General features: G+C 58.7%; 22 protein-coding genes. 7 read left to right on the forward strand and 15 right to left on the reverse strand.

The window, feature by feature from the left end; genetic code table 11:
• Nucleotides 1-3: 3 nt before the first annotated feature.
• The 5 genes from ACMGG5_RS02360 to ACMGG5_RS02380 all read right to left on the reverse strand — a co-directional run bounded on the left by ACMGG5_RS02360 (nucleotide 4) and on the right by ACMGG5_RS02380 (nucleotide 7,460).
• Nucleotides 4-2,178: a YgiQ family radical SAM protein gene (locus ACMGG5_RS02360; RefSeq protein WP_032650245.1), complete on the reverse strand. Its 2,175-nt coding sequence runs from the start codon at nucleotides 2,176-2,178 to the stop codon at nucleotides 4-6.
• Nucleotides 2,179-2,309: 131 nt separating this feature from the next.
• The gene (gene ftsP / locus ACMGG5_RS02365; protein ID WP_148769372.1) at nucleotides 2,310-3,722 is read right to left on the reverse strand and encodes a cell division protein FtsP; all 1,413 of its coding nucleotides are present in this window, start codon (nucleotides 3,720-3,722) and stop codon (nucleotides 2,310-2,312) included.
• 58 nt (nucleotides 3,723-3,780) lie between these two features.
• Nucleotides 3,781-4,518 (reverse strand): 1-acylglycerol-3-phosphate O-acyltransferase, encoded by a 738-nt coding sequence (gene plsC, locus ACMGG5_RS02370; RefSeq protein WP_024906505.1) that lies wholly within the window; start codon nucleotides 4,516-4,518, stop codon nucleotides 3,781-3,783.
• A 163-nt stretch (nucleotides 4,519-4,681) separates the two neighbouring features.
• Nucleotides 4,682-6,940, reverse strand: a complete 2,259-nt coding sequence (gene parC / locus ACMGG5_RS02375) for a DNA topoisomerase IV subunit A (protein WP_032650247.1) — start codon at nucleotides 6,938-6,940, stop codon at nucleotides 4,682-4,684.
• A gap of 118 nt (nucleotides 6,941-7,058) precedes the next feature.
• The gene (locus tag ACMGG5_RS02380; protein WP_023344926.1) at nucleotides 7,059-7,460 is read right to left on the reverse strand and encodes a YgiW/YdeI family stress tolerance OB fold protein; all 402 of its coding nucleotides are present in this window, start codon (nucleotides 7,458-7,460) and stop codon (nucleotides 7,059-7,061) included.
• A gap of 138 nt (nucleotides 7,461-7,598) precedes the next feature.
• Here ACMGG5_RS02380 and qseB point away from each other — a divergent pair, with 138 nt between their 5' ends.
• The 4 genes from qseB (at nucleotide 7,599) to ACMGG5_RS02400 (ending at nucleotide 10,637) form a co-directional block, all read left to right on the forward strand.
• On the forward strand, nucleotides 7,599-8,258 hold the full coding sequence (gene qseB / locus ACMGG5_RS02385; protein WP_061714467.1) for a quorum sensing response regulator transcription factor QseB: 660 nt from the start codon (nucleotides 7,599-7,601) through the stop codon (nucleotides 8,256-8,258).
• A complete protein-coding gene (gene qseC, locus ACMGG5_RS02390; protein WP_420277449.1) occupies nucleotides 8,255-9,604 on the forward strand; it encodes a quorum sensing histidine kinase QseC in 1,350 nt (449 codons plus the stop codon). Before qseB ends, qseC begins: the two co-directional genes overlap by 4 nt.
• Nucleotides 9,605-9,709: 105 nt before the next feature.
• On the forward strand, nucleotides 9,710-10,291 hold the full coding sequence (locus ACMGG5_RS02395; RefSeq protein WP_024906501.1) for an NAD(P)H-dependent oxidoreductase: 582 nt from the start codon (nucleotides 9,710-9,712) through the stop codon (nucleotides 10,289-10,291).
• Between the two features lie 31 nt (nucleotides 10,292-10,322).
• Nucleotides 10,323-10,637: a putative quinol monooxygenase gene (locus tag ACMGG5_RS02400; RefSeq protein ID WP_008502984.1), complete on the forward strand. Its 315-nt coding sequence runs from the start codon at nucleotides 10,323-10,325 to the stop codon at nucleotides 10,635-10,637.
• Between the two features lie 88 nt (nucleotides 10,638-10,725).
• On the opposite strand, the gene ACMGG5_RS02405 is transcribed toward ACMGG5_RS02400, so the two are convergent.
• Genes ACMGG5_RS02405 through ACMGG5_RS02425 form a run of 5 tightly spaced genes read right to left on the reverse strand, consistent with a single transcriptional unit; the run spans nucleotide 10,726 to nucleotide 15,387 of the window.
• Entirely contained in the window at nucleotides 10,726-11,601 is an 876-nt protein-coding gene (locus ACMGG5_RS02405; RefSeq protein ID WP_048990494.1) for a MurR/RpiR family transcriptional regulator, read from the reverse strand.
• On the reverse strand, nucleotides 11,598-12,548 hold the full coding sequence (locus ACMGG5_RS02410) for an iron-siderophore ABC transporter substrate-binding protein (protein WP_024906499.1): 951 nt from the start codon (nucleotides 12,546-12,548) through the stop codon (nucleotides 11,598-11,600). The genes ACMGG5_RS02405 and ACMGG5_RS02410 overlap by 4 nt, the downstream gene beginning before the upstream one ends.
• Nucleotides 12,549-12,557: 9 nt before the next feature.
• Nucleotides 12,558-13,598 carry a FecCD family ABC transporter permease gene (locus ACMGG5_RS02415; protein WP_420277450.1) on the reverse strand — a complete coding sequence of 347 codons (1,041 nt, stop codon included), beginning with the start codon at nucleotides 13,596-13,598 and terminating at the stop codon, nucleotides 12,558-12,560.
• The gene (locus tag ACMGG5_RS02420) at nucleotides 13,595-14,578 is read right to left on the reverse strand and encodes a FecCD family ABC transporter permease (protein ID WP_420277452.1); all 984 of its coding nucleotides are present in this window, start codon (nucleotides 14,576-14,578) and stop codon (nucleotides 13,595-13,597) included. The genes ACMGG5_RS02415 and ACMGG5_RS02420 overlap by 4 nt, the downstream gene beginning before the upstream one ends.
• The gene (locus tag ACMGG5_RS02425) at nucleotides 14,575-15,387 is read right to left on the reverse strand and encodes an ABC transporter ATP-binding protein (RefSeq protein ID WP_420277454.1); all 813 of its coding nucleotides are present in this window, start codon (nucleotides 15,385-15,387) and stop codon (nucleotides 14,575-14,577) included. Before ACMGG5_RS02425 ends, ACMGG5_RS02420 begins: the two co-directional genes overlap by 4 nt.
• Before the next feature lie 382 nt (nucleotides 15,388-15,769).
• On the opposite strand from ACMGG5_RS02425, the gene ACMGG5_RS02430 reads away from it, so the two are divergent.
• A complete protein-coding gene (locus tag ACMGG5_RS02430; protein WP_420277455.1) occupies nucleotides 15,770-17,911 on the forward strand; it encodes a TonB-dependent siderophore receptor in 2,142 nt (713 codons plus the stop codon).
• An 83-nt stretch (nucleotides 17,912-17,994) separates the two neighbouring features.
• Here ACMGG5_RS02430 and parE read toward each other — a convergent pair whose 3' ends face one another.
• From parE to nudF, 5 genes are read right to left on the reverse strand one after another with little or no spacing between them, the layout of a single operon-like run.
• Nucleotides 17,995-19,887 (reverse strand): DNA topoisomerase IV subunit B, encoded by a 1,893-nt coding sequence (parE, locus tag ACMGG5_RS02435; protein WP_032650257.1) that lies wholly within the window; start codon nucleotides 19,885-19,887, stop codon nucleotides 17,995-17,997.
• A 28-nt stretch (nucleotides 19,888-19,915) separates the two neighbouring features.
• Nucleotides 19,916-20,497, reverse strand: coding sequence for an esterase YqiA (yqiA, locus tag ACMGG5_RS02440; protein WP_008502976.1), 582 nt, complete (start codon nucleotides 20,495-20,497; stop codon nucleotides 19,916-19,918).
• Entirely contained in the window at nucleotides 20,497-21,324 is an 828-nt protein-coding gene (cpdA, locus tag ACMGG5_RS02445; protein ID WP_024906493.1) for a 3',5'-cyclic-AMP phosphodiesterase, read from the reverse strand. The genes yqiA and cpdA overlap by 1 nt, the downstream gene beginning before the upstream one ends.
• A 27-nt stretch (nucleotides 21,325-21,351) precedes the next feature.
• A complete protein-coding gene (locus ACMGG5_RS02450) occupies nucleotides 21,352-21,774 on the reverse strand; it encodes a DUF1249 family protein (protein WP_014833293.1) in 423 nt (140 codons plus the stop codon).
• The gene (nudF, locus tag ACMGG5_RS02455; RefSeq protein WP_024906492.1) at nucleotides 21,771-22,403 is read right to left on the reverse strand and encodes an ADP-ribose diphosphatase; all 633 of its coding nucleotides are present in this window, start codon (nucleotides 22,401-22,403) and stop codon (nucleotides 21,771-21,773) included. Before nudF ends, ACMGG5_RS02450 begins: the two co-directional genes overlap by 4 nt.
• 204 nt (nucleotides 22,404-22,607) lie before the next feature.
• Here nudF and tolC point away from each other — a divergent pair, with 204 nt between their 5' ends.
• Together tolC and ACMGG5_RS02465 are read left to right on the forward strand one after the other, a co-directional pair.
• A complete protein-coding gene (gene tolC / locus ACMGG5_RS02460) occupies nucleotides 22,608-24,095 on the forward strand; it encodes an outer membrane channel protein TolC (protein WP_024906491.1) in 1,488 nt (495 codons plus the stop codon).
• A 190-nt stretch (nucleotides 24,096-24,285) separates the two neighbouring features.
• Nucleotides 24,286-24,954, forward strand: a complete 669-nt coding sequence (locus tag ACMGG5_RS02465; RefSeq protein WP_023309204.1) for a DUF1190 family protein — start codon at nucleotides 24,286-24,288, stop codon at nucleotides 24,952-24,954.
• The last annotated feature ends 1 nt before the right edge of the window (nucleotide 24,955 follow it).

Here is a 24,955-nt window from a genome sequence, read left to right on the forward strand (position 1 = left end):
GGTTTAACCGATCTTACGTTTTACGTTCTTCTTCGTTCCCGCCCCACCGTTCGAACGCTGATGCACAATTGGCGTGTGCTTGGTCAGCGCCGGGCGCGTATTGCGGTTCTGGCGACGCGCTTCGCGCATCTCCTCCAGCGTCGGGGCCGGTACCAGGCAGTCGCGGCGCGAGCCGATCAGATGTTTTTTACCCATCTCTTCCAGCGCCTGGCGGATCAGCGGCCAGTTTTTCGGATCGTGGTAACGCAGCAGCGCCTTGTGCAGACGACGCTGTTTATCCCCTTTCGGCACCACCACCTCTTCACTCTTATAGCCAATCTTACTCAGCGGGTTCTTGCCGGTGTAATACATGGTCGTCGAGTTGGCGAGCGGTGATGGATAGAAGTTCTGCACCTGATCCAGACGGAAGCGACGCTGCTTCAGCCACAGGGCCAGGTTCACCATGTCCTCATCGCGCGTGCCCGGGTGGGCGGAGATGAAGTACGGGATCAGATACTGCTCTTTGCCCGCCTGCTTCGAGTAGGTGTCGAACAGCTCTTTAAAGCGATCGTAGCTGCCCATGCCCGGCTTCATCATCTTCGACAGCGGGCCTTCTTCGGTATGCTCCGGCGCAATCTTCAGATAGCCGCCGACGTGGTGCGTCGCCAGCTCTTTGATATAGCGCGGATCTTCCACGGCGATGTCGTAACGTACCCCGGACGCGATGAGGATCTTCTTGATGCCCTTCAGGTCACGCGCGCGGCGGTAGAGGTTGATCGTCGGCTCGTGGTTGGTGTCCATGTGCTCGCAAATGCTCGGATAGACGCAGGAGAGGCGACGACAGGTTTGCTCCGCGCGCGGCGACTTGCAGCGCAGCATGTACATGTTGGCGGTTGGGCCACCAAGGTCAGAAATCACGCCGGTAAAGCCCGGCACCGTGTCGCGAATCGCTTCGATCTCATTGATAATCGACTCTTCCGAACGGCTCTGAATAATACGCCCTTCGTGCTCGGTAATGGAGCAGAAGGAGCATCCGCCGAAGCAGCCGCGCATGATGTTGATCGAGAAGCGGATCATCTCATACGCCGGGATGCGGGCGTTGCCGTACGCCGGGTGCGGCACGCGCTTGTACGGCAGCGCAAAGACGCTGTCCATCTCTTCGGTGGAGAGCGGGATGGCCGGCGGGTTGATCCAGATAAAGCGCTCGCCGTGCTTCTGCATCAGCGCGCGGGCGCAGCCCGGGTTGGTTTCATGGTGCAGAATACGGGACGCGTGCGCGTAGAGCACCTTGTCGGCTTTCACCTTCTCGTAGGACGGCAGCAGCACGTAGGTCTTTTCCCACGGTTTCGGGCGCGGCGGCTGCACGACGATAGCCTTCGCTTCCGCTTTTTTCGGCTCAACCGGCTTGTTATCGGCACACGGAAGATCTTCACCGTACGGGTGTGGGATCGGGTCGATTTTGCCCGGCATATCAATGATGCGGGAATCCACACCGCGCCAGCCCGGCAGCGCCTCTTTCACCATGATGGCGGTATTGCGCACGTCACGGATGCTGCTCACCGGCTCGCCCTGCGACAGACGGTGCGCCACTTCTACCAGCGGACGCTCGCCGTTACCGTAAATCAGCATGTCGGCTTTGGAATCCACCAGCACCGAGCGGCGCACGGTATCAGACCAGTAATCATAGTGCGCGGTACGGCGCAGGCTCGCCTCGATGCCGCCCAGGATCACCGGGACGTCTTTCCAGGCTTCTTTGCAGCGCTGGGTATAGACGAGGGTCGCGCGGTCCGGACGTTTGCCCGCCACGTTATCCGGCGTGTAGGCGTCGTCATGACGCAGCTTACGGTCGGCGGTATAGCGGTTGATCATCGAGTCCATGTTGCCTGCGGTCACGCCGAAGAACAGGTTGGGTTTACCCAGACGCATAAAGTCGTCTTTGCTGTTCCAGTCAGGCTGGGAGATGATCCCCACGCGGAAGCCCTGCGCTTCAAGCATACGGCCACAGATGGCCATGCCGAAGCTCGGGTGGTCAACATAGGCATCGCCCGTGACCAGAATGATGTCGCAGCTGTCCCAGCCCAGTTGGTCCATCTCTTCCCGGGACATCGGCAGGAACGGCGCCGGTCCAAAGCAGGCCGCCCAGTACTGGGGCCAGGAGAAGAGGTCACGATCCGGCTGGATCAGGGAAATTGCGCTCATAATGCTTCCGAAGAAAAAATAGACAAAAGGGCGGGGATTATACGCTGGATCATTGTGGGAAATGAAGGGGTATTATGCGGGCTGTTGCCCTCACCCCAACCCTCTCCCACAGGGAGAGGGAGAAAAACAATTTACGGTGCCGGATTGATCAGCATCTGCCCTACCGACCCCCTGTCCATCATCTCCAGCGTCTGGCTGTGGAACAGGAACGGGAAGTGCGGCCACGAAGGCTGGCCGTAATAAACCAGCAGTTCCACCTGGCCGTCCACCCAGACGGTATCTTTCCAGCCGCGATCTTCCGGGAACGGCATCGCGCCGTTGACGTTGCGGATCAGGAACGACACCCCTTCAATATGGAACGACTGCGGCATATCCGAGCGAACCGTCCAGCGCTCCCAGGTGCCCTGCTGCGCGGTGATGTCGATGCGGTTAACGTCCCACAGCGCGCCGTTGATCCCCGGATCGTCGCCCAGGCTGATATCACGGCTGCGCGCCGGCGAGCCGCTCATGATCTCCTGCGGCAGCAGACGCATTGGCAGGCTATCGGTCACCAGCGGCAGCAGACCGGTTGGACGCAGGGTCAGCACCAGGGTCGAGACAAGTATGCTCGACGGTTCAAAGAACCCGCGAATACGGTCAACAATGCTGGCCGCTTCACCGCAGGTGACAGACACTTCATCCCCATTGGTCATATCAATGAGCACTTCGCGACGTTCACCCGGCGAGAGCGCCAGCTGTTTGACGGAAACCGGCGCCGGTAAAAAGCCCTGATCGCCGGAAATTACGTGCAGCGGACGGCCATCGCTCATTTTCAGCTGATAGCGGCGCGAGTTAGACGCGTTGAGCAGACGCAGGCGCACCCAGCCACGGGACACTTCTACATACGGGCTCTGCGCGCCGTTTACCAGCAGCGTATCGCCAACGAAGCCGCCGCTGCCCGGTTCGCTGTATTCCGGCGTACCGAAATTATCCAGACGTTTGTCCTGGATGATAATGGGGAAGTCATCCACGCCGTAGTGGTTCGGGATCGGCAGGGATTTGCTGACCTCATCTTCCACCAGCCACATTCCGGCCAGGCCGTTATAGACCTGCTGCGCCGTGCGGTTAGGCGTGTTGGCGTGATACCACAGGGTTGCCGCGCTCTGGCGAATCGGCAGAACGGGCGCCCAGTCGGCGCTGGGGGACATCATGCGCGCCGCGCCGCCAATCAGCGGGCCAGGCACCTGCAGGCCGCTGATGGTCATGGCGACATTTTCAGGGGTGCGGTTACTGTAGATGAGCTTTACGTCATCGCCATTCCACACGCGAATGGTCGGCCCAAGGTAACGTCCGTTAATGCCCCAGACGGGTGCACGCGTCCCCTGGGTAAAGGACCAGTGGCTGCGCTGCAGCGTCAGGAAAAGCGGCTGACCTCGACGGGATTCAATGAGTGGCGGAATAGGCAGCGGCTGTTGCTGCCCGGCGGCGCTGGCTGTCAGCGGCATCGCACCCGCACAAAGGGCGATCCCCGAAGCCTGAATAAACTGACGCCGACTGAGTGACATATAAGCTCCATCTGAAACGACTAACAACGCGGGAATTCGTTTTCCCTTCAACGCCGGATTAAATCTTACCGGCGGCTTCTCTCTCTGCGACTTCTTTGTCGAGCAGCGCAATATGCTCAGCCATCAGATCACGGCAGTGCGCGGCCAGCTCGCGCACCTGATCTTTACCGTATTTGCTGGTATCGACGGGTGGCAGCATTTCGACAATCACCAGCCCGTTATTCAGGCGGTTAAGATTAATCTTATTCGAAGTATTGGAAACGCACACAGGAATAATTGGAACACCTGCCGCAATTGCGGCATGAAACGCACCGGTTTTAAACGGCAGCAGGCCGCGGCCGCGGCTGCGCGTCCCTTCCGGGAACATCCAGATTGAAATTTTGCGCTTTTTAAAATGATTCACCACTTCCGCAATGGTGCTGTGCGCTTTTGCACGGTTATTACGGTCGATCAGCAGGTTACCGGTAAGCCAGTACAGCTGACCAAAAAACGGGATCCACAGCAGGCTTTTTTTGCCCACCGTCACGGTCGGTGGAAGCACGATATTAGAGGCCGTCACCATATCGTAGTTGTTCTGATGGTTGGCGATATAGATGGCGTTACCGAAATTCTCCGCCCCTTCCGGCAGACGTTTTTCAACCTTCAGACCGAACAGCGGCGCAAGGCGACCAAACATATGGCCGAAGGTGGCGACATGCTTCGGATTACGCGGGCTGAACAGGCAATAAATAGAGCCGAAAATACAGACCAGGATGCAGTAGATAACGGTAAGAATAAGACGAACAATATATAGCATAGCGACCTCTGAAGCCCCAACAGCTGACAATTATACTTCACCTGTGGCCAGGTAAGGACTTTATTACGAGCGCGTATTGTTAATCGCAACGCACGAATTAACAACGATTTTACGGGAAATTTTATTGAAATTCCCCCTCCGGACAGAGGGGGGTATCACGACATTACTCTTCGCTGTCACCCGCGGTACTGCGTGCAGGAGAGTCAATCTCCACGCGGTCGATGCGCTGCAGACCGCGCATCAGCGAGCCGCGGCGACCGCGCTCACCCACCACCTTCTGCAGCTCTTCCGGACGAAGCTTGATTTTGCGCTTGCCGACGTGAATGGTCAGCGTGCTCTGCGGCGGCAGGAGGAAGAGGTGCGCCAGGCCATCTTCGCCTTTCGCGGCCTCCGCCGACGGGATGTTGATGATCTTGTTGCCCTTGCCTTTCGACAGCTCCGGCAGATCGCTGACCGGGAACATCAGCATACGTCCGGCGGTGGTGATCGCCAGCAGCATGTCGCTTTCGTTCTCAATCACCAGCGGCGCCATCACGTGAGCGTTGTCCGGCAGGCTAATCAGCGCCTTACCGGCACGGTTGCGGGAAACCAGGTCGTTAAAGGTACAGATAAAGCCGTAGCCCGCATCGGACGCCAGCAGCAGCTTCTGCTCATCGGCTTCCATCAGCATATGGTCAACCGTCGCCCCCGGCGGCAGCGTCAGCTTGCCGGTGAGCGGCTCGCCCTGCCCGCGCGCGGAAGGCAGCGTGATCGGGTCGATGGCGTAGCTGCGGCCGGTGGAGTCGATAAACGCCACCGGCTGGTTGCTCTTCCCTTTCACCGCCGCTTTGAAGCTGTCGCCCGCTTTGTAGCTGAGCCCCGGCGCGTCGATATCGTGGCCTTTGGCGCTGCGCACCCAGCCGCTCTGCGACAGGACAATGGTCACCGGCTCGGACGGCTGCATGTCGTGCTCGTTCATCGCCTTCGCTTCTTCGCGCTCGTGCAGCGGAGAACGACGGTCGTCGCCAAACGCGTCGGCATCGGCCTGCAGCTCTTTCTTCAGCAGGGTGTTCATCTTGCGTTCGGACGCGAGGATCGCCTGCAGCTGATCGCGCTCTTTTTCCAGCTCGTTCTGCTCGCCGCGGATCTTCATCTCTTCCAGTTTGGCGAGATGGCGCAGCTTCAGCTCGAGGATCGCTTCGGCCTGGGTTTCGCTGATGCCAAAGCGCGACATCAGGGCGGGCTTCGGCTCGTCCTCGGTACGGATGATTTCAATCACCTCGTCGATATTGAGGAACGCCACCAGCAAACCTTCGAGGATATGCAGGCGCTTAAGCACTTTCTCCAGACGATGGTTCAGACGACGGCGGACCGTATCGCGGCGGAACGTCAGCCATTCGGTGAGGATCTCCAGCAGGTTTTTCACCGCCGGGCGCCCGTCGAGGCCGATCATGTTCAGGTTGATGCGGTAGCTTTTTTCCAGATCGGTGGTGGCAAACAGGTGGTTCATCACCTGCTCCATGTCCACGCGGTTGGAGCGCGGCACAATCACCAGACGGGTCGGGTTCTCGTGGTCAGATTCGTCGCGCAGGTCGTCCACCATCGGCAGCTTTTTATTGCGCATCTGGGAGGCGATCTGCTCCAGCACTTTGGCACCGGAAACCTGATGCGGCAGCGCGGTGATCACCACGGCGCCGTCCTCTTTATTCCACACCGCGCGCATGCGCACGGAGCCGCGACCGTTCTGGTAGATTTTGCGGATTTCCGCGCGCGAGGTGATGATTTCGGCTTCGGTGGGGAAATCCGGACCCTGCACGATATCCAGCAGATCGTCGAGCGAGGCTTTCGGCTGCTCAATCAGGGTGATGGCGGCTTTCGCCACTTCACGCAGGTTGTGCGGCGGAATGTCCGTCGCCATACCGACCGCAATACCGGTGGTGCCGTTCAGCAGGATATTCGGCAGACGCGCAGGCAGCATCTTCGGCTCCTGCAGCGTACCGTCGAAGTTCGGTACCCAGTCAACGGTCCCCTGACCCAGCTCGCCCAGCAGCACTTCGGCATATTTAGACAGACGGGATTCGGTATAACGCATCGCCGCGAAGGATTTCGGATCGTCCGGCGCCCCCCAGTTCCCCTGACCATCCACCAGCGGGTAGCGGTAAGAGAACGGCTGGGCCATCAGCACCATCGCTTCATAACAGGCGCTGTCGCCGTGCGGATGGTATTTACCCAGCACGTCACCGACGGTACGGGCGGATTTCTTGAACTTGGCGGTGGCGTTCAGCCCAAGCTCGGACATCGCATAGACGATGCGGCGCTGAACGGGCTTCAGGCCATCCCCGATAAACGGCAACGCCCTGTCCATGATGACGTACATGGAGTAGTTCAGGTAGGCGTTTTCCGTGAATTCATGTAGCGCGAGGCGCTCTGCCATATCGCTCATTACGTGTGATTCCTCAACTCAGAAACCGAAGGGTTTCAGGCAATATTGCCGCAGATACTACCTTATCTGGCGAGTTGAGTCACAAAGAAAAAGGGCCGCTTATGCGGCCCTTTCCGGGTTATTTGTTCAGCTTAATGACCTGCTTCACGTCGATTTCAAAATCGTTCCACTCTTTATCGACCTTGCCCTGGATTTCCACTTTATCCTGAGGGGTGACGGTCACACCGTTCCAGCGCTTGTGGTCAATTTCCACGTTCACCGTGCCGGTCTCATCGCGGAAGGTGTAGCGGTCATCGGACAGGCGCTGGGTGATGTTCCCGCGCAGCTTCACCCAACTGTCGTCCTTCATCTCTTTCACCTTCACCGCGGTAGTGAGGTTGGCGTCATTATCGACAAAACCGCCTGCCTGCGTTTGGGTCTGGGTCTGTGCGGCAGACGGGCCGTTAAATCCGCCCTGCGCGGCAAAAACGGGGGCAGTGGTCATCATCATGATGGCGGCAATAGCAGCGAATTTTTTCATATTAACTCTCCCTTTAATCTGGTTTCGCAGTCCATTAAACAGGGTAATCCTTAACAACTTCTTAAGGGAAAAATTTATTTATTATTGCTGTACAGCAGGCGCTTACAGAGGGTTTACTGACGGCATCAAGGAGGGAACATGCGCATTTTACTGGTAGAAGACGACAGGTTAATCGGTGACGGTATCAAGGCGGGGTTAAGCAAAATGGGCTTTAGCGTGGACTGGTTTACCGACGGTAAAACCGGTCAGGCCGCGCTCGCTTCTGCGCCCTATGATGCCGTGGTGCTGGATCTGACGCTGCCGGAAATCGACGGTCTGGACATCCTGCGCGCGTGGCGCGAAAGCGGGCGCAGCGAGCCGGTATTGATCCTGACTGCGCGGGATGCGCTTAACCAGCGCGTGGAAGGGCTGCGTCTTGGCGCGGATGATTATCTCTGCAAGCCGTTCGCGCTGATTGAAGTGGGTGCCCGCCTCGAGGCGCTAGTCCGCCGCAGTCACGGCCAGACGCGTAGCGAGCTACGCCACGGTAAGGTCACGCTCGATCCGACCCGACTCGTCGCCACGCTGGACGGTGAGCCGCTGACGCTCAAGCCGAAAGAGTTCGCGCTGCTGGAGCTGTTAATGCGTAACGCGGGTCGGGTGCTGCCGCGAAAGCTTATCGAGGAAAAACTGTATACATGGGACGACGACGTCTCCAGCAACGCCATCGAAGTGCACGTTCATCATCTGCGCCGCAAGCTTGGCAGCGAGTTTATCCGCACCGTGCACGGCATCGGCTATATCCTGGGTGACGCATGAAGCTGACGCAACGCCTGAGCCTGAAGCTGCGCCTGACGCTCCTTTTTTTAGCGCTTTCCCTGACGGCATGGTTTGCCGCCAGCCTGGTGGCCTGGCAGCAGACCACCCACAAGCTGGATAAGCTCTTCGATACGCAGCAGATGCTGTTTGCCAAACGGCTGCTGACGATGGATCTTGACGAGATCCGCGCCCCCGAACGCATGCGTGAGATCCCCAAAAAAGTGAAGCATGGTCGTCTGGATGACGACGCGCTGGCTTTCGCCATTTACGCTGTCGACGGCAAAATGCTGCTGAACGACGGCGAGAACGGGCGCGATATTCCGTACCACTATCGCCGCGACGGGTTTGCTAACGGGCAGCTCCAGGACGACAACGACGAATGGCGTTTCCTGTGGCTGACCTCACCCGACAGGAAGTACCGCGTGGTGGTCGGTCAGGAGTGGGAGTACCGCCAGGATATGGCGCTGGACGTGGTCAGCTCACAGCTGACCCCCTGGCTGGTGGCGCTGCCCGTGATGTTGCTGCTGCTGGTTCTCCTCCTCAGTCGGGAGTTGAAGCCACTGAAAAAACTGGCGCAGACCTTGCGCTCCCGCTCGCCGGATGCCACAGATAACCTGCCGACGGAGGGCGTACCAACAGAAGTACGTCCCCTGCTCGACGCGCTGAATCACCTCTTCGCGCGCACCCAGGAGATGATGACCCGCGAGCGCCGCTTCACGTCCGATGCCGCCCACGAGCTGCGCAGCCCGCTGGCGGCCCTGAAGGTGCAAACTGACGTGGCGCAGCTCTCTCATGACGATCCGCAGGCGCGGGAAAGAGCGCTGGCGCAGCTGCATGCGGGAATCGACCGCGCTTCCCGGCTGGTGGATCAGCTCCTCACGCTGTCGCGTCTGGACTCGCTGGACAACCTGGACGATGTCGAACCGATAACGCTTGCCGATCTACTGCAGTCGGCGGTGCTGGATATCTGGCATCCGGCGCAGCAGGCGGGCATTGATGTTCGCCTGAATATCCATGCACCAGAGGTTACACGTACGGGCCAGCCGCTGCTGCTGAGCCTGCTGGTGCGCAACCTGCTGGATAACGCGATTCGCTACAGCCCGCACGGCAGCGTGGTGGACGTGACGCTGGACGCGCGTAGCTTTAGCGTGCGCGACAACGGTCCCGGGATTTCACCGGACGCGCTGGCGCGCATCGGCGAGCGCTTTTATCGTCCGCCGGGTCAGGATGCCACGGGCAGCGGGTTGGGATTATCCATCGTAAAACGCATCGCCGCGCTGCACGGGATGCGCGTCTCGCTGAGCAATGCCCCTGAAGGTGGTTTTGAAGCGAAGGTCAGCTGGTAACGGATTATTGCGTTTAACGCAAAAGACTTTGCACATTTTGCTCATTTTTCCGCTCCGTCCTCGCGCGTAGAATACCCGGCATACTCTCATCGTCGAGGACAAATAATGAGCAACATTCTGATTATTAACGGTGCAAAAGAATTTGCGCACTCTAAAGGCCAGCTAAATGACACCCTGACCGAGGTCGCGGATGGTTTCCTGCGCGACGCCGGGCATGATGTTAAGGTCGTGCGTGCAGACAGCAACTACGATGTGAAAGCAGAAGTGCAGAACTTCCTGTGGGCTGACGTGGTGATCTGGCAGATGCCAGGCTGGTGGATGGGCGCGCCGTGGACCGTAAAAAAATACATGGACGACGTGTTCACCGAAGGTCACGGCTCACTGTATGCCAGCGACGGTCGCACCCGCTCTGACGCGTCCAAAAAATACGGTTCAGGCGGTCTGATTCAGGGCAAAAAATATATGCTGTCACTGACCTGGAACGCGCCGCTGGAAGCCTTCACCGAGAAAGATCAGTTCTTCGAAGGCGTGGGCGTGGACGGCGCGTACCTGCCGTTCCACAAGGCGAATCAGTTCCTGGGCATGGATCCGCTGCCGACGTTTATCGTCAACGACGTGATTAAAATGCCTGATGTCCCGAGCTATATCGCAGAATATCGCAAGCATCTCGCGAAAATTTTTGCTTAACTGGTAGCCTGGAATTAAAGGAGTAGTAAACATGCTTACCGTTATCGCAGAAATCCGTACTCGTCCAGGTCAACATCACCGCCAGGCGGTGCTGGATCAGTTCGCGAAAATTATCCCGACCGTACTGAAAGAAGAAGGCTGCCACGGCTACGCGCCGATGGTGGATGCCGCCACTGATGCCAGCTTCCAGGCGACCGCGCCGGACTCGATCATCATGGTTGAGCAGTGGGAAACCGTCGCGCATCTTGAAGCGCATCTGCAGACCGCGCACATGAAAGCGTGGAGCGACGCGGTGAAGGGCGACGTGCTGGAAACCCACATCCGCATCCTGGAGCAAGGGGTTTAAGTTTCCCCTCACCCCGGCCCTCTCCCCAGGGGAGAGGGAGAACAGATCCAGGCCCGGTAAGCGCTAGCGCCACCGGGCTTTGTTGTTTTTAGCTGCTTTTCTTCCCCGGTTTTAACCCGCGATGGAGCTCGTTGATACGCTTCATGGACTTGATGGTGCGCTGCGGCTCGGTAGAAGCGACGGACAAAATGATCATCTCCAGACACAGCAGCACCGTGCCGTGGAGCGGGATTTTGCCCTTTTCGCCGCCGCGCGGAACGTGGATCACCACGCTGGCCTCCTTACTGAAACGCGAATCAAGGGCGTTGGTAAGCAGGATGGTGGGAATGCCCAGACGTTTTGCTTCACGCAGGGTGGTTTGCCCCTCCCGGTGCGCGGATTTCTGCGCCATCATTACCAGCACGTCGCCGCGCTGAAGCGCAATCAGCTGCTCGGCAAGCCCTATCCCGGTACGGTTGAGCGGCGTGGCGGGTAATCCCATACGGCTGAACAGCCTGGCGGTGTACTCGGCCAGAATGCCGGAGGCGCCAATGCCAAATATGGCGACCTGCCTCGCCTGCGCCAGCAGAGAGACCGCCTGCGCCATCGCGTAGCGGTTGTGGGGCTCGGATAACACCTCACAGGTGTGCTGATGCCCCTCCAGCACGAAATCAATGCTCGCGTTAACGTCGCTGGCGAGCGTGTTCACCGTGGTGGACATCTTTTCGCTGGAGGTGACCACCGGGCCAAACCACTGCTCCAGCGTCTGCTTGAGATCGCGCAGCCCGGCGAACCCCAGCGCCTGAATGGCGCGGACCACCGTGGCATCCGAGGTTTTCAATACGGCGGCAATCTCCATGGCGGTCTGCTCCATCACCGCCTCGCGGTTGTCATGGATGTAGCGTGCGACCTGCAGCAGACGCGGCGTCAGCTGATGCGCGCGCGAGCGGAATCTCTCACCGTAAACATCGACTCTTCGGATCACCGTGACGCCTCCGGCAGCGGACGCCCGGCAATCTGCGACTGCACCTGCGCGGCCATCAGCCCTAATGACGCGAACGAATTCGAGATCGCCTCTTCACGCGAGATCAGCACGTAGTGCCCGGTTCGGCAGGCATTCAGGAACTGACACCAGCCCGGCATGACCGCATCCATCGCCGCCAGCTCGTCCTGCGGTTTACCGCCCGTATCCCCGCGCCAGGTGGCGAAGACGAAATCGGCATCCAGCTCCGGCAGGCGCTCGGCGCTGACGTCAATCCGCCCCCCTTCCGGGATGGACTCAATCAGTGGCGGGAATTTGAATCCGGCGTCGCGCAGCACGCGACCCAGCGAGTGGTAGCTGTGCATGGCGTTGATTTTCCCCTGATTAGCCTGAATCACCGACACAGTGATTTTGCGCGTGTCGATGGTCGCCTTCAGCGCCTTGATTTGTTCCTGATAGCGGCGTTCCAGAGTGTTTAGCCTTGCCTGCGTGCCCGTGAGCTGCGCCAGCTTGCGGTAGATTTCCGGCGCGCCGCCGTCGAGATGATCGATGCTCACCGTCGGGGCAATTTTTTCCAGCTGTTCCACCGGGGTGTTGCGCGTCGGCTCGGTGATAATCAGGTCAGGCTTTGCGGCGGCGATGGCCTCTATGTCGATATCGGCCGTGCCGATAAATTTGATATCGGAATTATCGAAGTCGACGCCGGTCAACATGCCGCTGGAGCGCAGAAAGTGGCTGCCGTCCGGCCGCGTGCGGCCATGGCTCGCCACCGGCGGCACGCCAAGCTCAATCAGCGGAATGGTGATATCCAGATCGTGTAATGAAACAATCCGCTTCGGATGAACCGGCACAACGACTTTGCGTCCCAAATCGTCGGTAAATACCTGCGTCGGCTCCGCCGCGCTCACCGCGAACCCCACCAGCAACAGCATCGAAAACAGTATGCGCATCATAGTCCCCTAAAATCTGTCCCGACGCTGCCAGAGCAGCAGCAGGAAAAACGGTCCGCCAATCAATGAAATTACAATCCCCGCCGGCAGCTGCAGCGGGAGGAATGCCAGACGTCCGACGTTATCCGCCAGCAGCACCAGCAGCGCGCCCAGCACGGCGCTTCCCGTCAGGAGCGCGGTTTGCCCACCGCGCAGCAGCAGGCGCGCCATGTGCGGAGCAATCAGCCCCACGAAGCCAATACTGCCCACGCAGGAGACGCAGGCCGCCGTCAGCACCACCGGGGCGAGAACCCGCAGCAGCGCCAGCCGGGTTGTACGCACGCCAAGACCTGCGGCGGCCTGATTGCCGAGCAACGCCACGTCCGCGGCCCGGGCGGTAAACAGCAGCAGCGCAAACGCGGGAGCCGTCCAGAGCGCGGCCAGCCCTACCAGCGTCCAGTTGGCCGCGTGCAGGCTTCCCGCCAGCCACAGCATCGCCGTCTGCACGTCGCGCACGTCGGCGGTGGTGATAAAGACGCCCATTGCCGCGGCAAACGCCCACGACACGCCGATGCCGATCAGGATGAACCGCGGACGCGAGATATCGCGCGCCAGGGCGATAACCAGCAGCGCGGTGAGCAGCCCACCGGCCATGCCGACCAGCGGACGCCAGGCCAGGCTCAGCGCCGGGAACTGAAAAATCAGCAGCAGTACCGCCGCGCTACAGCCCTCCTTCACGCCGATAAGCCCCGGGTCAGCCAGACCGTTGCGGGTGATGGACTGCATCGCCGCCCCCGCCATGCCGAGCATCGCGCCGCACAACACCGCCATCAGCAGGCGCGGCAGGCGGATATCCATCACGACGTAGCGCGTCTCCGCCGTCAGACTTTCAGGCGAAAACAGCGCACGCCCGATGACGGAGGTTGGAATGGGCAGAGAACCGTGCGTCAGGCCAAAGCCCAGCAGGCTTAGCGCCGCCAGCGCGATAAGCGACAGATACGCCAGCGCTTTCGGGCGAACCAGCGCCGACAGGTGGCCAACGCGGATCGCGCGGAGTCCGGCCCGGTTCATTTGAACATCCTCGACGCCATAAAGATGAACACGGGCGCGCCGACCAGGGCCGTCATGATGCCGGTTGCCAGCTCCCAGGGGGTAAACAGCGTGCGGGCAGCGATGTCCGCCAGCAGCAGTACCATCGCGCCGCACAGGGCCGACAGCGGCACCATCACGCGTAAATCGACCGACACCAGACGGCGGATGAGCTGCGGCACCACAAGGCCGATAAAGCCAATCGGCCCGGCTATAGAGACGGCCGCGCCGCAGAGCAGCGCGATGGCCAGCAGGGCGAGCAGGCGGGTTTTCAGCAGCGACACGCCAAGCCCCTGTGCCATCCGGTCTCCCAGCGCCAGCATGTTGAGCGAGGGCGACAGCCCGATAGCGAGAACAAAACCGGCGGATGCCGCCCACAGGGCGCTCTGGAGCGTCTGCGCATTGACTCCGGCGATATCACCCGCCAGCCAGGTGCGCATGGCGAGCAGCGTCTGTTCATCCAGAATTAACACCGCGGCGGTAATCGACGAGGCAAACGCCGACATCGCCACGCCGCACAGCGTGACCTTCATCGGCGTAAGCCCGGTGCGACCGGACGAGGAAAACATCAGCACCAGCAAAAATAGCGCGGCGGCACCGGCGGCGGCAACGAGCGGGCGACCAAACGGCAGCGACAGCCCAAGTGCGCTGGTAATCACCACCGCCAGCGCAGCCCCGGCGTTGAGTCCCAGAATATGCGGCTCGCCGAGCGGGTTGCGGATCACGGACTGCAGCAGCACGCCCGCCACGCCGAGCGCGGCGCCCGTCACTATCGCGGCGCAGAGGCGCAGCAGTCGTAGTCTGATGATGACGTTATGGTCGAAATTGCGCGGATCGAAATGGAAGAATGCCTCCACCACCGTTAGGGGAGGAATAAACCGCGCCCCGATGCCAAGATGCACAATCGCGCCCAGCACCAGCAGCAATGTAAAAATCAGGAAGGCCAGAGAGGAGCGCATCATGGTTGAACAGCGCCCTGCCGAAACGGCATAAAGAACGGCTTGCCGGTCAACGGGTTTAGGGACATATGCACGTCCACATCAAACACCGCTTTGATCAGCTCCGGCGTGCAGGCATCGCCCTCATGCAATACGCCCTCAACTTTTCCCTGACGTAAAAAGACCAGCGAATCGCCGTAGTTCACGGCGAAGTTGAGATCGTGCAGCACCACCACCACCGTACGCCCGTGCTGGCGGGTCAGGGTGTGCAGCAGCTCCAGGATCTCCACCTGGTAGCGGAGATCGAGATACGTCGTCGGCTCGTCAAGCAGGATATACGGCGTTTGCTGCGCCAGCGCCATGGCGATCCAGCAGCGCTGACGCTGGCCGCCGGACAAGCTTTCCACCGGCATATGGGCAAACTCTGCCGTGCCGGTCAGGCGCAGGGCCTCTTCCACCGCCCGCTCGTCCTCGTCGCTCCACTGGCGCATAACGTTCTGCCAGGGAAAACGCCCGCGCGAGACCAGTTCAAAAACGGTCAACCCTTCCGGCAGCAGCGGAGACTGCGGGAGAATGCCAAGCTGACGGGCGACCGCTTTGGTGGGCTGCTCATGAATGGCTTTACCGTCCAGCAGCGCGGTTCCCCCCAGCGGCTGCAGCAGCCGCGCGATAGTGCTCAACAGCGTGGATTTCCCACAGCCGTTCGCCCCTACCAGCACCGTCATTTTCTGCGAAGGGATGGCAAGGGAGATATCATCAACGATGATTTTTTTCTGATAGCCCGCAGAGAGGTTCTCCAGAACCAGACCCGGTTTGTGTGTGTTGTGAGCCACGTGAACGCCAACGTAATGAAAAAACAACAAATAAAAATAAAACTCATTCTCTTTTGAGAGTTTGACGCTGCGCCATGTAGTAGTCAAGCGAAGAAACACCCTGAAAAAATCAGGGGAAATCCAGAGTAAAGATGAATGCATTAAGGTTTATAAAAACATTAATTTCAATAAGTTAATTAACATCCTTCTGCGCTTATCCGCACGTTTAAACGCTGTAGTCGATTTTTTCTTTTTTCCATTTACTACTACATTCCCGCATGGTTGAATGATTCTCAATTACATGTCCGATGCCACTTCCGGCTAACGGACAGACCGTAAAGGGCAATGACTCACACAGTTTGCCGCGAACGCATTCGCGGGATATTTCGGGATAACAGATGTAATGGCTACGTTCACACCTTCACTCTCTGGGGTAAAAGGGCGCGCGCTCTTTTCACTGCTGTTTATGGCGCCGCTGGCGCAGGCAGCAGACACCACCGCGGCTAAAGACGGCGAAACGCTTACCGTCACCGCCGATCCAAATACTGCGGCGGAAGCCACCAACGGCTATCAGCCGTTGAATACCTCCACCGCGACGTTAACCAACATGCCGATGCTAGACATCCCGCAGGTGGTCAATACCGTCAGCGATAACGTGCTGGAGGATCAGCACGCCACCACGCTGGACGAAGCGCTCTATAACGTCAGCAACGTGGTGCAGACCAACACCCTGGGCGGCACGCAGGATGCCTTTGTGCGCCGCGGGTTTGGCGCGAACCGCGACGGCTCGATCATGACCAACGGCCTGCGCACCGTCCTGCCGCGCAGCTTCAATGCCGCCACCGAGCGCGTGGAGGTGCTGAAAGGCCCGGCCTCGACCCTGTACGGCATTCTCGATCCGGGCGGCCTGATTAACGTCGTCACCAAACGCCCGGAGAAAACCTTCGGCGGCTCGATTTCTGCCACCTCTTCCAGCTTTGGCGGCGGCACCGGACAGGTCGATGTGACCGGCCCGATCGACGGCACGCGCCTGGCGTATCGCCTCACGGGCGAATATCAGGACGAGGATTACTGGCGTAATTTCGGCACCGAACGCAGCACCTTTATCGCTCCGTCGCTCACCTGGTTTGGCGACGATGCCACCGTGACCGTGCTCTATTCGCATCGTGACTATAAGACGCCGTTCGATCGCGGAACGATCTTCGATCTCAACACCAAAAAGGCCGTCGATGTCGATCGCAAAACCCGCTTTGACGAGCCGTTTAACATCACCGACGGCCAGTCCGACCTCGCTCAGCTCAACGCGGAATATCGCCTCAACAGCCAGTGGACCGCGAAGTTTGACTACAGCTACAGCCAGGACAAATACAGCGATAACCAGGCCCGCGTGATGGCCTACGATTCAAAAACCGGCAACCTGACCCGCCGCGTGGATGCGACCCAGGGCTCGACCCAGCGCATGCACAGCACCCGTGCGGATCTGCAGGGGAACGTGGATATCGCAGGCTTTTACAACGAGATCCTGACCGGCGTGTCGTATGAGAATTACGATCTGCTGCGCACAGATATGATGCGCTGTAAAAACGTGAAGGATTTCAATATCTATCACCCGACGTATGGCAATCTCGACAAATGCACCACCGTGTCGGCGTCCGACAGCGACCAGACGCTCAAGCAGGAAAGCTACTCTGCGTACGCGCAGGATGCCCTGTACCTGACCGATAAGTGGATCGCCGTCGCCGGGATGCGCTATCAGTATTACACCCAGTACGCGGGCAAAGGCCGTCCGTTCAACGTCAACACCGACAGCCGCGACGAACAGTGGACGCCGAAGCTGGGGCTGGTTTACAAGCTCACGCCAGCGGTCTCGCTGTTTGCCAACTACTCGCAGACGTTTATGCCGCAGTCGTCCATTGCGAGCTACATCGGCGACCTGCCGCCGGAAACGTCGAATGCTTACGAAGTGGGCGCAAAGTTCGACCTGTTCGACGGCATTACCGCCAACATCGCGCTGTTTGATATCCACAAGCGCAACGTGCTGTATAACGAAAGCGTGGGGGGTGAAACCATCGCCAAAACGGCGGGCCGCGTGCGCTCCCAGGGCGTGGAGGTGGATCTGGCCGGATCGCTGACCGAGAACACCAATATCATCGCCAGCTATGGCTATACCGACGCTAAGGTGCTGGAAGACCCGGACTATGCGGGCAAACCGCTGCCGAACGTGCCGCGCCATACCGGCTCCCTGTTCCTGACCTACGATATTCACAATGCGTTTGCCGGGAATACCCTGACGCTGGGCGGCGGCGGGCACGGCGTAAGCCGTCGTTCCGCAACCAACGGTGCGGATTACTATCTGCCGGGCTATTTCGTGGCGGATGCGTTTGCGGCGTATAAGATGAAGCTGCAGTATCCGGTGACGCTGCAGGTGAACGTGAAAAACCTGTTTGATAAGACCTACTACACCTCATCTATCGCCACCAACAATCTGGGTAATCAGATTGGCGATCCGCGCGAAGTGCAGCTGACGGTGAAGATGGAGTTTTGACGTAAAAAAGCCCGGTGGCGCTAACGCTTACCGGGCCTACGATCCATTCCCTCTCCCTGTGGGAGAGGGTTAGGGTGAGGGCATCAGGCCTCAATATCCGCCATATCGCCTTTCTCCTGCAGCCAGTTACGACGGTCTTCCGAACGTTTCTTGGCAAGGAGCATATCCATCATTGCGTTGGTCTGCTGTTCGTCTTCGTCGCTGATCGTCAGCTGCACCAGACGGCGCGTGTTCGGATCCAGCGTCGTTTCGCGCAGCTGCATCGGGTTCATCTCGCCCAGCCCTTTAAAGCGCTGCACGTTAGGCTTGCCCTTCTTACGCTTCAGCTGTTCCAGCACGCCCGCTTTCTCTTCTTCCGTCAGCGCGTAGTAAACCTCTTTGCCGAGGTCGATACGGTACAGCGGCGGCAGCGCGACGTGGACGTGACCGTTTTTCACCAGCGTGCGGAAGTGCTTCACAAACAGCGCGCACAGCAGCGTGGCGATGTGCAGACCATCGGAGTCCGCATCCGCGAGGATACAGATCTTGCCGTAGCGCAGCTGGCTCAGATCGTCGCTGTCCGGATCGATGCCGATCGCGACCGAGATATCGTGGACTTCCTGCGAGGCCAGCACTTCATCAGACGAGACTTCCCAGGTGTTCAGGATCTTACCCTTGAGCGGCATGATCGCCTGATATTCACGATCGCGCGCCTGCTTGGCCGACCCGCCCGCCGAGTCCCCTTCCACGAGGAACAGCTCGGTACGGTTGAGATCCTGCGCGGTACAGTCCGCCAGCTTGCCCGGCAGCGCAGGGCCGCTGGTCAGCTTTTTACGCACCACTTTCTTGGCGGCGCGCAGACGACGCTGGGCGCTGGAAATGGCCATTTCAGCCAGCATCTCTGCCGCCTGAACGTTCTGGTTCAGCCACAGGGTAAATGCATCTTTCACCACGCCGGAAACGAACGCCGCGCACTGACGTGACGACAGGCGCTCTTTGGTCTGACCGGCAAACTGCGGATCCTGCATCTTCACGGAGAGCACGTAGGCACAGCGATCCCAGATATCTTCCGCCGACAGCTTCACGCCGCGCGGCAGGATGTTACGGTATTCGCAGAATTCGCGCATCGCGTCCAGCAGCCCCTGACGCAGGCCGTTGACGTGGGTACCGCCCAGCATGGTCGGGATCAGGTTAACGTAGCTTTCGGTCAGCAGCTCGCCGCCTTCCGGTAGCCACAGCAGCGCCCAGTCCACCGCTTCGGTATCGCCGGTGAAATTGCCGACGAACGGTTTTTCCGGCAGCGTCGGCAGGCCGTTTACCGCTTCGCACAGATAGTCATTAAGGCCATCTTCGTAACGCCAGGTCTGCTCGGTGTTGTTGACGTTGTCTTTAAACGTGATTTCCACGCCCGGACACAGCACCGCTTTGGCTTTCAGCAGGTGCGTCAGGCGGGAAACGGAAAAGCGCGGGCTGTCGAAGAAACTTTCGTCAGGCCAGAAGTGAACGCTGGTGCCGGTGTTGCGTTTGCCGCACGTGCCGACAACCTGCAGATCCTGCACCTTCTCGCCGTTTTCAAACGCGATGTTGTACACCTGACCGTCGCGACGGACGTTCACTTCCACGCGTTTTGACAGGGCGTTGACGACGGAAATCCCCACGCCGTGCAGGCCGCCGGAGAACTGGTAGTTTTTGTTGGAGAACTTACCGCCCGCGTGCAGACGACAGAGGATCAGCTCAACGGCCGGGACGCCCTCTTCCGGGTGGATATCCACCGGCATGCCGCGCCCGTCGTCAATGACTTCCAGCGACTGATCGGCGTGCAGGATGACGTCAACGCGTTTGGCATGGCCCGCCAGCGCTTCGTCCACACTGTTATCAATAACTTCCTGGCCCAGATGGTTTGGGCGCGTCGTATCGGTGTACATCCCCGGGCGGCGGCGAACCGGCTCAAGCCCGGTGAGGACCTCAATGGCATCAGCGTTATAGGTTTGCGTCATGATTTAAACTAGCAATTCGCATTGATTGTCAGTGGCTGTGCAGTCCAAGAAAATCGACAATCTGGGTGAAATGATTCTCAAAGCCCGTGAAAGCATGGTTTCCGCCCTCTTCTATAGTCTGGCGGCAGGAGGCGTAATACGCCACTGCCTGGCGGTAATCCAGCACTTCATCTCCCGTCTGCTGGAGCAGCCAGATGAGATCCGGCGCCTCGAGCGGGTCGACCTGCATAACTTTGAGATCGTAAATATGGCGTGACTCTAGCACATATTGCTGGCCCGTGTAGGGGTTCTCGTTTTCGCCAAGAAAGTCCCGCAGCAGCTCAAATGGCCGAACCGCCGGATTAACCACAACGGCGGGCAGCATAAAGCATTGCGAGAGCCAGGTGGCGTAATACCCGCCCAGGGATGAACCGACCACACCAAAGGTTTCGCCGCCGTGCGCAAGCACAATGGATTCCAGCATCTCCGCGGCCTCTGCCGGGTAAGGCGGCAGCTGAGGGATAATCATCTCAACGTCGGGGTGATGCTCGCTCAGCCACTGGCGAAACTGTGTCGCTTTTGCGGAGCGTGGCGAGCTGTTGAATCCGTGCAGATAAAGGAGCGTAGACATCAATAGCCTTCTGAAGCGGTATCCGGGCGGAATTTTGCACCGGTCAAACGGCAGACTTCCGTGGTCAGCGTGCCGTCGGCATGCAGTTCCAGCCAGCGCCAGCCTGGCGCGATGGTATCCAGCGTAAAGTTGGCGCAGTGCGGCTTAAACTGAACGCAGGTCGACGGCGTCGCCAGCATGCGGCGCCCGTTCCAGTCGAGATCCTGTTCCTGGTGAATATGCCCACACAGCAGATTTTTCACCCGCGGGAACTTCGCCAGCACGCGATCCAGCGCCGCGGAGTTGCGCAGGCTGTGCTGATCGAGCCAGCTGCAGCCCGCCGGCAGAGGGTGATGATGAAGCAACAGCAGCGTATGACGTTCAGGTTCAGCAGCCAGTTTGGTCTCAAGCCAGTCGAGCTGAAACTCGCTTAATTCACCGTGCGGGACGCCAAACACCTGACTGTCCAGCAGCAGGATCTGCCACTGTTCACCCGCAAAAACACATTTCGCCGGAGAAATACCCGCATCCTGAAGAGAACTGTACATGGCGGGCTGGAAATCGTGGTTGCCTGGCAGCCAGACGCAAGGCACGCTAAAGCTCGCGATGCCTTCAGCAAAATGCTGGTAGGCCGCGGAAGATTGGTCCTGCGCCAGATCGCCCGTTGCGACAATCAGATCGCATGCACGGTTTTCAGCGTGAATGGCGCTCAGTACCGCCTGATAACTCTCCCAGGTGTTCACCCCCAGCAGCGTTTCATGCTTTTCGGCAAAAAGGTGGGTATCGGTGATTTGTAATATCCTGACTGGCGCCCCACCAGCAACAGTCAGGTTCAACAGGCTTTCCAAATGGTGTCCTTAGGTAGGTTTATGACGCTAACAAACCGGAATCGCCATTGCTCCATGTGCTAAACAATATCTTAGCCAGTCGGCTAAAAACTGGTTAATTTGATGCTTTTCGTCGCGTTGATGCAACTTTTTATTCGGGTAATCATACCGCGCCTTGAAGCGAAAGATCTGCTGGCTTGAACACACTTCAGCGACCATCGCGTCGTGATAGAGACGTACCGTCATCGACGGCAGGCTCCAGTAGCTAATGCTGGGTGCCGTTTGCTCAATCTCCACCAGCGTAGTGTAGCGCGTTGATTCTGTTATCGTTAATCGATACTGCGCGTTGCTCACCTGATAGCTTACCGTTTCGCCGGGTGCGTCGTTTTTCGGCAGCAGGCGGCGCAATTGTGCGAAATTGGTTTCGCACAGGCGCATCATTTCTGGGAAGTCAGGCGTATAGCGCTTCATTTTTTCCACTCGTTTCGTAATGTCTGATAATGCAGCTGTAGCCATTGCAGGGCGATGACAGATGCTGCGTTGTCGATTTTCCCCTCTTCTACCCACTGGTAAGCCTGTTCCCGGCTTACCACATGAACCCGAATATCTTCGTTTTCATCAGCCAGACCGTGAATGCCTTCTGCGGTCGTGGCGTCCACTTCGCCCACCATTATGGATAAGCGTTCGCTGGTGCCTCCCGGGCTTGCCAGATAGCTCAGCACCGGTTTTGTGCGGCCGACCACCAGCCCCGCCTCTTCCAGCGCCTCGCGCCGGGCGACGTCCTCGACCGACTCGCCTTCTTCGATCATCCCGGCCACCATCTCCAGCAGCCACGGGCTCTCACTGACGTCATAAGCGGCGATGCGGATCTGCTCCACCAGCACAACTTCGTCACGCACTGGGTCAAAGGGTAGCAAGACTGCCGCATGCCCGCGCTCAAAAATTTCGCGTCTGATTTCGCCGCTCATTTCCCCGTTAAACAGGCGATGCCTGAAACGGTAAAGATCCATTGAAAAAAAACCGCTATAAAGCGTTTCTCGTGCAATAATTTCTACATCGTTTTTGGCGAAAGTCACGGGCAACTTATCTGGTTTTTGCATGAGTCGAGTCCTGGTAGCAATGGTGATGAAATTGTGAATTTCAAGGCTGTTTGGCTGCCGTTTGTAAGGCTATATGGTAGATTGGTGCAAATTACCGCCAGATGGCACGTAACGCCAACCTTTTGGTATGGAAGATTCTGTTAGAATCGGCAATTATTTTTTAATTAGATCAGCGCTAATACTGCTTCACAACAAGGAATGCAAATGAAGAAATTGCTCCCCATCCTTATCGGCCTGAGCCTGACGGGCTTCAGTGCAATGAGCCAGGCGGAAAACCTGTTACAGGTCTACCAGCAGGCACGTCTGGGCAACCCTGATTTACGTAAATCAGCGGCCGATCGTGATGCTGCGTTTGAAAAGATTAACGAAGCGCGTAGCCCCTTGCTGCCACAGTTAGGGTTAGGTGCAGATTATACCTACAGCAACGGTTTCCGCGACGCTAACGGCGTAAACTCCAATGCTACCAGCGCCTCACTGCAATTAACACAGACGCTGTTTGATATGTCCAAATGGCGTGCCCTGACCCTGCAGGAAAAAAGCGCAGGCATCCAGGATGTGACCTATCAGACCGACCAGCAGACGCTGATCCTGAACACGGCCACGGCGTATTTCAACGTGCTGAGCGCGATTGACGCACTCTCCTACACCGAAGCGCAGAAACAGGCGATTTACCGCCAGTTAGATCAAACTACCCAGCGCTTCAACGTGGGCCTGGTGGCGATCACCGACGTGCAGAACGCCCGTTCACAGTACGACACCGTGCTGGCCAACGAAGTGACCGCGCGTAACAACCTCGATAACGCGCTGGAATCCCTGCGTCAGGTCACCGGGAATTATTATCCTGAGCTGGCGTCTCTGAACGTCGACAGCTTCAAAACGGATAAGCCGCAGGCCGTTAACGCCCTGCTGAAAGAGGCGGAAAACCGCAACCTGACGTTGCTGCAGGCGCGTCTGAGCCAGGACCTGGCCCGCGAGCAAATTCGTCAGGCGCAGGACGGTCATCTGCCAACCCTGAGCCTGAGCGCCTCTACCGGCATCTCTGACACCACCTACAGTGGTTCTAAAACGAATGGTGCCAATTCGCAGGGTTATAATGACAGCAATATGGGCCAGAACAAGGTGGGCCTGAGCTTCTCTCTGCCGCTGTACCAGGGCGGTCAGGTCAACTCTCAGGTGAAACAGGCGCAGTACAACTTTGTTGGCGCGAGCGAGCAGCTGGAAAGCGCGCATCGTAACGTGGTGCAGACCGTACGTTCCTCCTTCAACAACGTGAACGCCTCGATCAGCAGCATCAACGCCTATAAACAGGCCGTTGTGTCTGCACAGAGCTCTCTGGACGCGATGGAAGCGGGTTACTCGGTCGGTACACGTACTATCGTTGACGTGCTCGATGCGACCACTACGCTGTACAACGCGAAACAGCAGCTCTCCAGCGCGCGTTATCAGTACCTGATTAACCAGCTGAACATTAAGCAGGCTCTGGGTACGCTGAACGAGCAAGACCTGCAGATGCTGAACAGCGCACTGGGCAAGCCGGTCTCCACCTCTCCGGAGAGCGTTGCACCAGAGAATCCTGATCAGGTTGCCGCGGTTGATAACTTCAACGCTAACAGCAACACCCCTGCTGCACAGCCCGCTGCCGCACGCACCACAGCGCCTGCCAGCAAGGGCAATAATCCGTTCCGTAATTAAGAGTGTCATCAGGCCTGGTGCGGCCTGATGCCCTCACCCCGCCCCTCTCCCACAGGGAGAGGGAGCATCTGAATCACATCCGAACGTAAGCCAACGTAAAGATCCCCCTGATTCCGCCCCTCTTCGCTTCATTTTCAACCACTCATCCTCTATCCTGAGCGTTATTACCACTGGGTCCTGGAAGACAAAGATGAAACGGACAAAATCTATAAATCACGCTTCGTTCCGCAAGAGCTGGAACGCGCGTCACCTCACCCCTGTTGCGCTGGCGGTCACGGCTGTCTTTATGCTGGCAGGCTGTGAGAAAAATGACGAAACGGTTTCGCTGTATCAAAACGCAGACGACTGCTCTGCCGCAACCGGCAAAGCCGCCGAGTGTAAAACGGCTTATACGAGCGCGCTGAAAGAAGCAGAACGTACCGCGCCGAAATATGCCTCACGCGAAGACTGCGTGGCGGAATTCGGTGAAGGTCAGTGCCAGCAGGCCCCGGCCCAGGCCGGCACCGCACCTGAAAATCAGGCGCAGGCGCAGTCCAGCGGCAGCTTCTGGATGCCGCTGATGGCAGGCTACATGATGGGTCGCCTGATGGGCGGCGGTGCAGGCTACCAGCAGCAGCCGCTGTTTAGCTCGAAAAACCCAGCCAGCCCGGCTTACGGTCAATATACCGATGCCAGCGGCAAAGGCTACGGCGCAGCGACGCCTGGCCGCACCGTGACGGTACCGAAAACGGCAATGGCGCCGAAACCTGCGACGACCAGCACCATCACCCGCGGCGGGTTTGGTGAATCGGTGGCGAAGCAGACCAGCATGCAGCGCAGCGCGACAGGCACCTCCTCTACTCGCTCAATGGGCGGCTGAT

The organism is Enterobacter sp. BNK-34, from assembly GCF_048684445.1.
Classification (GTDB): Bacteria; Pseudomonadota; Gammaproteobacteria; order Enterobacterales; family Enterobacteriaceae; genus Enterobacter; species Enterobacter pseudoroggenkampii.

Coding starts and splice junctions, on each gene's coding strand:
- ACMGG5_RS02360 (WP_032650245.1), bottom strand. CDS start 2,178: ATGAGCGCAATTTCCCTGATCCAGCCGGATCGTGACCTCTTCTCCTGG.
- ftsP (WP_148769372.1), bottom strand. CDS start 3,722: ATGTCACTCAGTCGGCGTCAGTTTATTCAGGCTTCGGGGATCGCCCTT.
- plsC (WP_024906505.1), bottom strand. CDS start 4,518: ATGCTATATATTGTTCGTCTTATTCTTACCGTTATCTACTGCATCCTG.
- parC (WP_032650247.1), bottom strand. CDS start 6,940: ATGAGCGATATGGCAGAGCGCCTCGCGCTACATGAATTCACGGAAAAC.
- ACMGG5_RS02380 (WP_023344926.1), bottom strand. CDS start 7,460: ATGAAAAAATTCGCTGCTATTGCCGCCATCATGATGATGACCACTGCC.
- qseB (WP_061714467.1), top strand. CDS start 7,599: ATGCGCATTTTACTGGTAGAAGACGACAGGTTAATCGGTGACGGTATC.
- qseC (WP_420277449.1), top strand. CDS start 8,255: ATGAAGCTGACGCAACGCCTGAGCCTGAAGCTGCGCCTGACGCTCCTT.
- ACMGG5_RS02395 (WP_024906501.1), top strand. CDS start 9,710: ATGAGCAACATTCTGATTATTAACGGTGCAAAAGAATTTGCGCACTCT.
- ACMGG5_RS02400 (WP_008502984.1), top strand. CDS start 10,323: ATGCTTACCGTTATCGCAGAAATCCGTACTCGTCCAGGTCAACATCAC.
- ACMGG5_RS02410 (WP_024906499.1), bottom strand. CDS start 12,548: ATGCGCATACTGTTTTCGATGCTGTTGCTGGTGGGGTTCGCGGTGAGC.
- ACMGG5_RS02415 (WP_420277450.1), bottom strand. CDS start 13,598: ATGAACCGGGCCGGACTCCGCGCGATCCGCGTTGGCCACCTGTCGGCG.
- ACMGG5_RS02420 (WP_420277452.1), bottom strand. CDS start 14,578: ATGATGCGCTCCTCTCTGGCCTTCCTGATTTTTACATTGCTGCTGGTG.
- ACMGG5_RS02430 (WP_420277455.1), top strand. CDS start 15,770: ATGGCTACGTTCACACCTTCACTCTCTGGGGTAAAAGGGCGCGCGCTC.
- parE (WP_032650257.1), bottom strand. CDS start 19,887: ATGACGCAAACCTATAACGCTGATGCCATTGAGGTCCTCACCGGGCTT.
- yqiA (WP_008502976.1), bottom strand. CDS start 20,497: ATGTCTACGCTCCTTTATCTGCACGGATTCAACAGCTCGCCACGCTCC.
- ACMGG5_RS02450 (WP_014833293.1), bottom strand. CDS start 21,774: ATGAAGCGCTATACGCCTGACTTCCCAGAAATGATGCGCCTGTGCGAA.
- nudF (WP_024906492.1), bottom strand. CDS start 22,403: ATGCAAAAACCAGATAAGTTGCCCGTGACTTTCGCCAAAAACGATGTA.
- tolC (WP_024906491.1), top strand. CDS start 22,608: ATGAAGAAATTGCTCCCCATCCTTATCGGCCTGAGCCTGACGGGCTTC.
- ACMGG5_RS02465 (WP_023309204.1), top strand. CDS start 24,286: ATGAAACGGACAAAATCTATAAATCACGCTTCGTTCCGCAAGAGCTGG.